The organism is Mesorhizobium sp. M1A.F.Ca.IN.022.07.1.1, assembly GCF_003997575.1.
Taxonomy (GTDB): domain Bacteria; phylum Pseudomonadota; class Alphaproteobacteria; order Rhizobiales; family Rhizobiaceae; genus Mesorhizobium.
The window spans coordinates 1-9,106 of sequence record NZ_RZST01000247.1 but is presented as its reverse complement, the minus strand read 5'-3'; the positions used below and the strand labels follow the sequence as shown (position 1 = coordinate 9,106).

The 9,106-nt window shown below is 61.5% G+C and carries 11 protein-coding genes and 1 tRNA gene; 6 read left to right on the top strand and 6 right to left on the bottom strand.

All coding sequences use genetic code 11. The features are described 5' to 3' along the window. The first annotated feature begins 160 nt into the window (after positions 1–160). Both EOA75_RS23200 and EOA75_RS23195 read left to right on the top strand, forming a co-directional pair. Positions 161–1,060: an RNA ligase family protein gene (locus EOA75_RS23200; RefSeq protein WP_127325259.1), complete on the top strand. Its 900-nt coding sequence runs from the start codon at positions 161–163 to the stop codon at positions 1,058–1,060. Further along, positions 1,038–1,346, top strand: a complete 309-nt coding sequence (locus tag EOA75_RS23195; protein ID WP_245466710.1) for a hypothetical protein — start codon at positions 1,038–1,040, stop codon at positions 1,344–1,346. The genes EOA75_RS23200 and EOA75_RS23195 overlap by 23 nt, the downstream gene beginning before the upstream one ends. Here the strand turns inward: EOA75_RS23195 and EOA75_RS35635 are convergent. The 3 genes from EOA75_RS35635 to EOA75_RS23180 form a co-directional block, all read right to left on the bottom strand. Next, positions 1,328–1,450: a hypothetical protein gene (locus EOA75_RS35635; protein ID WP_281058551.1), complete on the bottom strand. Its 123-nt coding sequence runs from the start codon at positions 1,448–1,450 to the stop codon at positions 1,328–1,330. The two genes, EOA75_RS23195 and EOA75_RS35635, sit on opposite strands and share 19 nt — an antisense overlap. Before the next feature lie 26 nt (positions 1,451–1,476). After that, the gene (locus EOA75_RS23190; protein ID WP_127325258.1) at positions 1,477–2,136 is read right to left on the bottom strand and encodes a hypothetical protein; all 660 of its coding nucleotides are present in this window, start codon (positions 2,134–2,136) and stop codon (positions 1,477–1,479) included. Positions 2,137–2,688: 552 nt separating this feature from the next. Continuing rightward, positions 2,689–2,880: a hypothetical protein gene (locus tag EOA75_RS23180; RefSeq protein ID WP_127325256.1), complete on the bottom strand. Its 192-nt coding sequence runs from the start codon at positions 2,878–2,880 to the stop codon at positions 2,689–2,691. A gap of 102 nt (positions 2,881–2,982) precedes the next feature. Between EOA75_RS23180 and EOA75_RS23175 the strand changes: the two genes are divergently transcribed. Beyond that, positions 2,983–3,792 (top strand): DUF3800 domain-containing protein, encoded by an 810-nt coding sequence (locus EOA75_RS23175; protein WP_245466709.1) that lies wholly within the window; start codon positions 2,983–2,985, stop codon positions 3,790–3,792. A gap of 284 nt (positions 3,793–4,076) precedes the next feature. Here the strand turns inward: EOA75_RS23175 and EOA75_RS23170 are convergent, their stop codons facing one another. Continuing rightward, entirely contained in the window at positions 4,077–4,316 is a 240-nt protein-coding gene (locus EOA75_RS23170) for a helix-turn-helix transcriptional regulator (RefSeq protein WP_127325255.1), read from the bottom strand. Between the two features lie 217 nt (positions 4,317–4,533). On the opposite strand from EOA75_RS23170, the gene EOA75_RS23165 reads away from it, so the two are divergent. Both EOA75_RS23165 and EOA75_RS23160 read left to right on the top strand, forming a co-directional pair. Beyond that, positions 4,534–5,127 (top strand): hypothetical protein, encoded by a 594-nt coding sequence (locus tag EOA75_RS23165; protein WP_127325254.1) that lies wholly within the window; start codon positions 4,534–4,536, stop codon positions 5,125–5,127. Positions 5,128–5,129: 2 nt separating this feature from the next. Next, on the top strand, positions 5,130–5,573 hold the full coding sequence (locus EOA75_RS23160) for a hypothetical protein (protein WP_127325253.1): 444 nt from the start codon (positions 5,130–5,132) through the stop codon (positions 5,571–5,573). 185 nt (positions 5,574–5,758) lie between these two features. Here the strand turns inward: EOA75_RS23160 and EOA75_RS23155 are convergent. Beyond that, positions 5,759–5,834, bottom strand: a tRNA-Thr gene (locus EOA75_RS23155). Positions 5,835–6,180: 346 nt separating this feature from the next. Here EOA75_RS23155 and EOA75_RS23150 point away from each other — a divergent pair. Then, complete coding sequence (locus tag EOA75_RS23150) at positions 6,181–7,383, top strand: hypothetical protein (RefSeq protein ID WP_127325252.1); 1,203 nt, start codon at positions 6,181–6,183, stop codon at positions 7,381–7,383. A 104-nt stretch (positions 7,384–7,487) separates the two neighbouring features. Here the strand turns inward: EOA75_RS23150 and EOA75_RS23145 are convergent, their stop codons facing one another. Further along, positions 7,488–9,089 (bottom strand): cisplatin damage response ATP-dependent DNA ligase, encoded by a 1,602-nt coding sequence (locus EOA75_RS23145; protein WP_127247693.1) that lies wholly within the window; start codon positions 9,087–9,089, stop codon positions 7,488–7,490. Positions 9,090–9,106: the final 17 nt, after the last annotated feature.

The following is a 9,106-nucleotide window of genomic DNA, read 5'->3' as shown; positions in this document are numbered from 1 at the left end:
CTCCCGACCCTTGTGCCGAACGCTGCCGCGCGGAGCGCCCCCCCTCCGCAGGCCCACCCTTGGCTCACATGCCGAGGGCGGGCCGTTCTTTTAGAACGCTAACGCAACCCTTACGGCTGTGCGAGATTGAATCAAATTCGAGTTTTGCGTTGGGGTTCGCATGCGTACGCCTGCCGGCAGAGCCCGGCTATCCTTTGTCAAGCCGCTGGAGCCTGTCCAGGTCGAAACACCGCCGGTCAGCGATGATTGGCTGCACGAGATCAAATTCGACGGCTATCGAACCCAGCTGACCCTCGACTGGGCTGGCGCGCGTGCCTTCTCTCGGAATGGGCACGATTGGTCGAAGCGATATTGGCCTATCGTCGCGGCGGCTGAGAAGCTTCCCGCCGAGTCCTTCATCATCGATGGCGAGATGATCGCGCCGGATCCGGACGGCCGGCCGAACTTCCAAGCGATGCACTCCCGCATGACATGGAATGCCGAACAACTCGCCTTCGTGGCCTTCGACCTGCTTTATCTCAATGGCGATCATATTCGTGCTCTGCCGCTGATCGAGCGCAAGGCGAGGCTCTGGAACCTGATCAAGCCGGCCAAGGGCATCATCCAGTATAGCGATCATGTCGAGGGCAACGGAGACGCCGTCTTCGAGGCCGTCGAGAAGATGGGGCTGGAGGGGATTGTCTCGAAGCGCCGCACCAGCTCCTATCGCAGTGGCCGGCAGGATTTCTGGGTTAAATGCAAGTGTTGGGACGTCGGCGACTTCGAACTGCTGGGCATCAAGCGAGAGCCTGGGAAGCCCGCTGCGGCGATCATGGCGCGCGGTGGCCGATATGCCGGCACGGCGGCTGTAACGCTTCCCAGGGGCCTCCGCGAGCGTCTGTGGCATCGTGTCCAGGAGGCCAGGGCCTCGAAGCCCGCGCAGCGTGTGCCGAGCGCCTTCGCCGATGATGTCGAGTGGGTGCGGCCTGGCATTACCGGCCGGGTGAAGTTCCTTCGCGGCGAGCACACGCTACGCCATGCGACCCTGCAGGACTTCGATGAAGGAAGCGGCGGCAATTAGCTTCTTCGTCAAGCCATTGCTAACTACATCACCGGGCATGGGTACTGGCTGGACATTCCAAGAGCTGATTGACGCGGGCATGTCCGTTACGGGCGGCTGCCTGGATTGCCATCGACATCAGAAGATCGATCTGCCGGCACTCCGCGACCGCTTCGGCGCTGATGCTCCGGCTATGGAGTGGGACTTGAGGCCGAGGATGAAATGCGCGGTCTGCGGCGGCAAGCGCATCACGCTGACCTATTCCCCGGACACCAGCCCGAAAGCCCTTCATCGCAAAAGAACGTAGCAGGCCAGCGCGGCCATGATGAAGCTTGCAGCCATCCCGACAATATCGCGCTGCCGGTAGCGCCAGACCGCGCTGGCGAACATCACAAGGCCGATTGCGGCCATGTAGAGGGGGACGAGCGATTTCAGAGTCAGAGCGCCTTGAAAGCTGTATAGCCTGCATCTGTAAGGATCAATGATTCAACGCTATCGGCATACTTCGGATGATCTGTCGTTTCCAAAAACCCCCGCGCCTTCAGCCGCTCCGTCGTGTCCGGGCCGCAGTTCTTGATCTTACTCCAGTGAACAAGGACGTTAGGGCCGTGTGCCCCAAGTTGGTGGAGCGCCGCTCGCTCGCGCTTTTGAAGCGGAGTGCCCGGAATCGAAGCTTTCCATTTTTCCTCAGCGGCCTTTCTCAACTCCATCATCTCAGCTTGGCCCATCGTGGCCGGGTCGAAGCCCAGCCGATCGTAGTACTCTTGGAGCGGATCCCCCTTTCGGCCCGAAGCGATAGGATAGCCGCCAGCGCCTGTCTTCGGCTCTTCGGGCTGTCGACGGTCCAGAATTGCGTCTATCCGGTTGAACGGCTCATCCTCTCCGTCGGCTGGCCATTCGTTGATATGAGCCTCGACCTCGGCGACGATCCATAGCTTGCGGGAGTGCCATATACGGGGAGGCGGTAAGGCCCCTTCGGCGACCATGACATCGATAGAGGATGTGCTTACACCGATCGCGATTGCCAGATCCGCTCGACCTAGAGACAGCCGAAATGGGGGGCGGTTCCCATACAATCCGGCTTTGGATTTGGTCATCGCTCTCTCCCATTGGTGATAGACTGGCGGCGCCCGCTCAAGACAGCCGAAGGCTATGACATGACCAGCGACCAAGAATCACGGCCAAACGTCTACACACCGCGCACCTTGGCGGTCGAGTGGGGATGCAGCGAGCACCACATTCGCAATCTCATCAATAGCGGTCAATTGCGGGCATGGCGATTAGGGGGAAAGCTCCTCCGGATCAACCGCCAAGACGCCCAAGAGTTCGAGAGCAGCAGGGCCGTCCGAGACCCGGTTGCGTCCTCGGAGGCCAGTCCTAACAAGAGGCCGGGGCGCCGCCCTCCAGCCGCTCGGCTCGATCGGTAGCGCGTGCCAAGCCACATACGCGGCCATTGTCCGCAGCCCGAGGAAAAGGGCGGGCTCATAGCTCCCCCTTTGGCCCAAAAAAGCCGGCGACCGATCATGCGGGTTGGGGTGACACTTCCGGCCGCCGGCTACGCTAGGCAACACCGGCATGAGATTCCCCTCCGAGCTTACGGGCAATCGGGAACGGCTCGCCATGGTCAACAGCCGGTTACTATCCACAGGTCACTTGAAAGCGAACCAAGATACGGCGGCTTCTGACTCGTCCGTCACCCGCACCCATTCCATCTCTTCGCGTTTTTCGTGGACCTCACGGCCGGTCCCTATCTTTGCGGCATCCAGTGGCGTTTTAGCGAGCACTATTCGATGATCTGTCACCACTTCACCGGCCATCGTCTCGACTATATAGGTTTTCATGCACTGCCCCCGTTTCGGTCACTAATGCAACGATGATCGCGGAGCCTTGTTCCGGCTAGGTGAACAGTTGGCCTGCAGCGTTCTTGTGAGCAAACCGGATTGATGATTGGATTGCTCTCAAAACAGCAGTTCGGTTCGGGGAACAAGATGGAAGGGGTAATTGAGTACGGCGACTACATCGTATTTGTCGACGAAAGTGGCGATCACAACCTCGAAATCGTGAACCCCGAATATCCTGTCTTTGTCTTGGCCCTTTGCGTGTTCCGCAAGGAAGATTACGTGAACATCGTCTGCCCAAGGGTGCAGCAATTTAAGCTCGCATGGTTCGGCCATGACGTTTGCATCCTGCACGAGCGCGAAATTCGGAAGGATCTGCCTCCCTTTGGATTCCTCAAAAGTCGAGCCATCAAAGAGGATTTCCTAACCCAGCTTACGGCCATCATCGCCGACACATCGATGACGATTATTCCGGCGGTCATCCGCAAGGACCATCATAAGCAGCGGTATTCCGACCCCGACAATCCCTATCACCTGGCTTTGCTTTTCTGCATGGAGCGGCTGGCGCTCTTCCTCAACGCGAACCAGCAAACCGGGAAGCTGACGCACATAATTTTCGAACAGCGCGGTGGCAAAGCCGGCGGAGGAGAGGAAGACCGCAAACTCGAACTGGAGTTCCGGCGAATTATGGACGGCAAACATTACTTAGCTCGCCGGGGATTTTCGAACATGGAGATGGAAATAATCCCCAAAGCGAGCAATTCGATTGGACTTCAGCTAGCCGATCTAGTGGCTCGACCGATCGGGCTGCGGTGCATGCGACCGCTGCAAGTGAACCGACCCTTTGATATAATCAGGACCAAGTTCATGGGAAGTGAGTTCTTCCCTCACAATGGCATGAAGGTGTTCCCATAAAAGCGAAAGGCCCCGGTAAACCGAGGCCAGACGCCGAACGAGCATCCCCATTCCATTTAGAACACATATAGCACAGTGGCGCTCGGGTTTCCATACCGTCGGAGCGGGCTGACGCACAGGGAAGATCGGGACCAACCGCACAGAAACCGTACAGAAATCTCCTGATGTTTTCGCTCTGTTCCGGCATTTTCAGCAGAGAAAACCGCGCAAAACGCGGGGATGCACATCATTGGTAATGTGGGGTCGTCGCTTAGGCGACAACGTACGGCGCGTGGTGGGCTGGGTCATTGCTTTGCCCTCAACCTGACACCAGGACTTCCGTGGTTCAAGAACTCGATGCCGGCCCCTTCGAGCGCGCGCTGCACGGCTTGAACATTCTGAGCCCGACCGGCGATCGGAGCTGCCCCGGCCGCCTCCATGCTCCGTATCGTATTCACATGGACGCCAGCCGCTTTTGCAGCTTCTTGTTGCTCCATCCCCACGAGCGCCCGCGCTGCTTTTAGTTGGTTGCCGGTAGTCAGCATTGCTATCCCTCTGTTTCAGAAAATGTGTACCACACACAGAAACAGGTTGACAATCGCCATTTCCCGTTTACGTTAATGGTACACAGCTTATTGTGTATGAAGCACAAAATGGAGAAGTGGAATGTCGAACACTCATGTTCGGGCAGCCGCAGAAGGCTTGCCCAATGTCAACCGCCGTAAGGCGCTTGCCCTTCTCTCCGGTGGCATAGCTGCTGCCGTGGTCACGCCGGCCGCTGCTTCTCCGCCGCCGGCATCCATCTTTCAGGACGTTCTGGCGGCCTGCCGGGCGGCAGAGGATCACTACGAGGTTTGCCAGGCGCGCGAAACGACGATCGCCGAAGCGCTCGGGAACAGCTTCTTTCCGACGTGGACGGCGCCGGGCGGCGCCTCCTCGATCTGGTCGCACAAGCCGACGGCCTTCCACACCTCCGCGAGCCTCGAGGCTGAGATAGCTCGTAAACATGCAGGGATCGAAGCGAGCTTCGCACAGGGTGGCATGAACAAGCCGGCCTATGAGCGGTGGAAGCGCGACCTTGAAGAACAAGGCGGCAAGGGACTGGCGGCTCTCCGAGAGCAGGAGGCGATCATCGAGGCCAGCGGATACCACGACGCTTACGATAAGTGCGACGAAGCCTTCTTTGAAGCCAGAGAAGCCTTCCGGGCCGTTATGGGTCTCCGGTGCGAAACGATAGAGGAGGTCCGCGCCAAGGCCGCCTGCCTAATCCGCGTTTACCAGGGATTGGGCCTGGAATTGGAAGTGGATGGGGACGCCTTCGTCGCCTGCATGACATCGCTCTGCGAGGAGGCGTGACCATGGGCGAGGTTGTTCAATTCGTCCCTCGGGCGCGGCCGAACGAACTGGCGGAAATCATCGCCTGGATCAAGCCGGCGTCGGACTGGCGAACAGGCCAAATGCAGATCGCCTTGGCCTATCACTTCTACATGACGGCCGACTATCGACGCATTCTGGCCTCCGGCGCCCATGGGAAGGAAAGCACGGAAGCGTTGGCAAGCTCGGCCGCGACGAAGAGGGCCTTCAATGTCTGGCGAGTCGAGTGCCTGAAACAGATATTCATTCCCGCCGATTGCGTTCGTCACCTTCGCTGGAAACAAGCCTGGCTGCGGCAGCATGGCGGCAGCACACCAGAGACGGCGCTAGCGCTCGCTCGCGACGAAGCTGCGCTGGCGGATCGTCTACAGGCCGTCGCGCGCCAGCAGGCCGGCCGCAAGGCAAGCCGAAAGGCGGTACGGGCATGAACGCGACCCGGGACGAATGGGAGCGGAAAGGCTTTCCCTGTATCGTCGGAGCCGACGGTGACGATGGCTGACGGAACCTTAACCCCGCTGTTTCCAAAGCTTGCGAAAAGGTGGACAGGAGAATGGACCGTTCAAGGTCGGCTTTTGCCTAACAAATTGAAAATATTGAGAAAACAGCGGGAAACTGGTGCCGCTTGCGTGACTCGAACACGCGACCCCATCATTACGAATGATGTGCTCTACCAACTGAGCTAAAGCGGCCCGGGAAGCCGCTGGGCTTCCAAGATGCGCCGGTTGATAGACTCAACCGCCAGCTAATTCAAGATGGCTGGCGGCGAAATCCTGCGCTCATGCGCGGCAATTCCGTCGCTTGCCGCTGCGCGACAGCCTTAAGCCCCGCGCCAGCACGGCTTGCGGGCTCGCCGGCGGGAGGCTCCGATTTCGTTGCAGGCCGATCCGGCGGCGGCGACAAAAATGTTGATTCTTCAACAAAAAACGCCGAAATGGGCATTGGATGCGTCGGCAAGGCAGCCGCCCGCCCGTTGATTGACTGGTCGCCTGCGGCTAACGATCGATAACTGTGAGCGAACGCGCAGAGGGAGCTCGCTTGGACGCCATCGAGAAAGCGATCCGCAACGCCTTCGAGAAAGGCAATCCCGAGGACCGGGCGTTTCGCGAGAAGGTCTATCGCTCGGCCTTTGCCGCGCTCGATCGCGTGCTGCAGGCCAACCCGAACGTGACGGTGGAAGCCGCCATCAACCGCCGCAAGGCGGTGCAGGCCAAGATCACCGAGATCGAATCCGAATTCCTGCCGGCTGTCCAGGCCGTTCCTGACGTGACGCTTCCGCTGGACAGCGGTCCATTCGTCGGCAACGCCGCGCCGGGGCCGGCGGTCGACACGCCGAGCCAGTCTCCCGCGCCGCCGGTGGATGCCCCGCGGGGCCCCGACCAGGCGGCACCGTCGCCGTCGATCACCGTCGACGGTCCGGTGCAGCCCGACACATCGGATGCGCCGCGCTCGCGCGTGCTGCCCCGCGTGCCCGACATCATGCCGGACGAGGCGCTTCCGAACGCGCCGACGCTTGATGACTCCCCCGGAGCGTCCATCGGCAACGGCGCCGAAGTGGCGCCGGATCGCGATGAACGGCGTATCCGTGGCCGGCGCCTGCCGCTCACCGCCATCTTTGTCGCGGCGACTCTGCTGGCGGCTGCCGGCATCGGCCTCTATTTCGCCAAGCAGACCGGAGTCTTCAAGACGGCGGCTGAACTCAACACCGGTCCGCCAGAGCCGACCCCGACGCTGGAAGACGAAGACTCCTCGCAGCCAGCCGACACCGGTTCGCCGCAGAAGCCCGGCGAGGCGGATCAGTCGAAGAACTGGATCAACGTCTTCTCGCCCAGCGATCCGACCCATGTCAGCACACCGTCCGACGCCGCCGCAGATGTGATGAAGGACGACACCGGCCAGTTCCTGCGCGTCCGCTCGGGCGCATCCGGCTCGGCCATTGCCTTCGATGTCGGCCAGGGCGTGCTGGAAAAGCTCGCCGGCAAGCATGCCATGTTTGACATCATCGCCCGCTCGGAAGAAGGCAAGGAGACGCAGATCTCGGTCGACTGCAATTTCGGCGAGCTCGGCGATTGCGGCCGCAAGCGCTATGTCGTCGGCCACGAGCGCAACGAATACCTGTTCGACGTGCAGTTCCCGAACAAGCACCCGGGTGCGGCCGGCACCATCGCCGTCAACTCCGATTTCGACAAGCAGGGCAAGTCCGTCGACATCTACGAGATCCGCGTATCGATCGCGGAGTGACCTCGGCATCGGCAGCGAGGGGCTATCTCCAGGGATGCGACCGACCTCCCCTTGATGGGAAGGTCGGCGCGAAGCGCCGGGTGGGGTGAAGCGTCGGCAGATTTCTAGCTGTCGAGCAACGCCTGCAGCGTCTCGATCCGGTCGGCCTCGGCGGAGGGCTTGTCCCAGCGCAACCGTGAGATGCGCGGAAAGCGCATCGCGACGCCAGATTTATGGCGCGTCGAGCGGTTGAGCCCTTCGAAGGCCACTTCCAGCACCAGCCCATTCTTGCGATCGGCGCGCACCGAGCGCACCGGCCCGAACCGCTCGATCGTATGGTCGCGCACATATTTGTCGATTTGCCGCAGCTCCTCGTCGGTGAAGCCGAAATAGGCCTTGCCGACCGGCACCAGCTCTTCCGATCCCTCCGGGCCTGACCAGACCCCGAAAGTGTAGTCGGAATAGAAGCTCGATCGCTTGCCGTGGCCGCGCTGCGCATACATCAGCACCGCGTCGATCGTGTGCGGATCGCGCTTCCACTTGAACCAGGGGCCTTTCGGCCGGCCGGCAAGATAGGGCGAATCCCAGCGCTTCAGCATCACCCCTTCGATGATCGGATGCGGCGGCGCCTGGCGCAGCCGCTCCAGCGTCTCCCAATCCGAAAATTCGACCAGCGGCGAAAGGTCGAAGCGGCTGGCATCGAGCGTCTGGACGAAGGCTCCGAGCCGGGTGCGGCGCTCGGCGAAGGGGAGGCTGCGCAAATCCTCGCCGTTGATTTGCAGCGCGTCGTAGCAGCGCATGAAGGCCGGATATTGCTGCTGGATTTTTGGCGAGACGCTCTTGCGGTTCAGCCGCTGCTGCAGGTCGGAGAAGGTTCCGGTCGCCTCGCGCGGGTCGCCGACCAGCAATTCGCCGTCGAGCGCCGCCTCGAAATCCATCGTCGCGGCGAGGTCCGGGAAGGCGCCGGAAACATCGTCGCCGGTGCGCGAATACAGCCGGCGGATGCCGCCCTCGCACACCGCCTGGACGCGGATGCCGTCCCATTTCCACTCCGCCGCATAATCGGCCGGTTCGAGCTTTTCCAAATCGCCGTCATCGACCGCGTTGGACAGCATCACCGGCCGGAACAATGCGAGCGCCGCGCTTCTCGGTTTTTCCGCCCGGCCTTCCAGCCACGCAAAGAGCGCCGTGTAGGGAGGCGTCAGCCCGTGCCAGAGCTCCTCGATCTCGACGACATCGACTTGGCCGAGATCGGCCAACGCCTGCTTGGCAAGCCGCGCCGACACGCCGATGCGCAACCCGCCGGTAACCAGCTTGATGATGGCGAAGCGCGCAGAGATGCTGGCGCTGTCGAGAAGCCTGGCGAGCACCTGCGGCCCGTCGGAGCGGCTCGCCGCCTGGAGCTTGCCGACCACTTCGGCGAGCGTTGGCGCGTGGTTCGGTATGTGGCCGGCCGGCTGCGGCCAGACCAGCGACACCGTCTCGGCGAGATCGCCAACATAATCGTAGGAATAGCCGAACAGCACGGGGTCCATCCGCTCGACCACCAGCCCGCGCAGCATCGCCGGCTTCACCGCCGCGATCGACAGATCGCCGGTGATCGCCGCCAGCGCCAGTCCGCGGTCGGGATCCTCGACGCTACGGAAATAGTCGGTGAGCAGCGTCAGCTTGCCGTTGCGCGAAGGCGTCAGCACCAGCCGGTCGAGGAGCTCGGCGAAGCGGTTCATCGTTGGTTGCGCCTGCT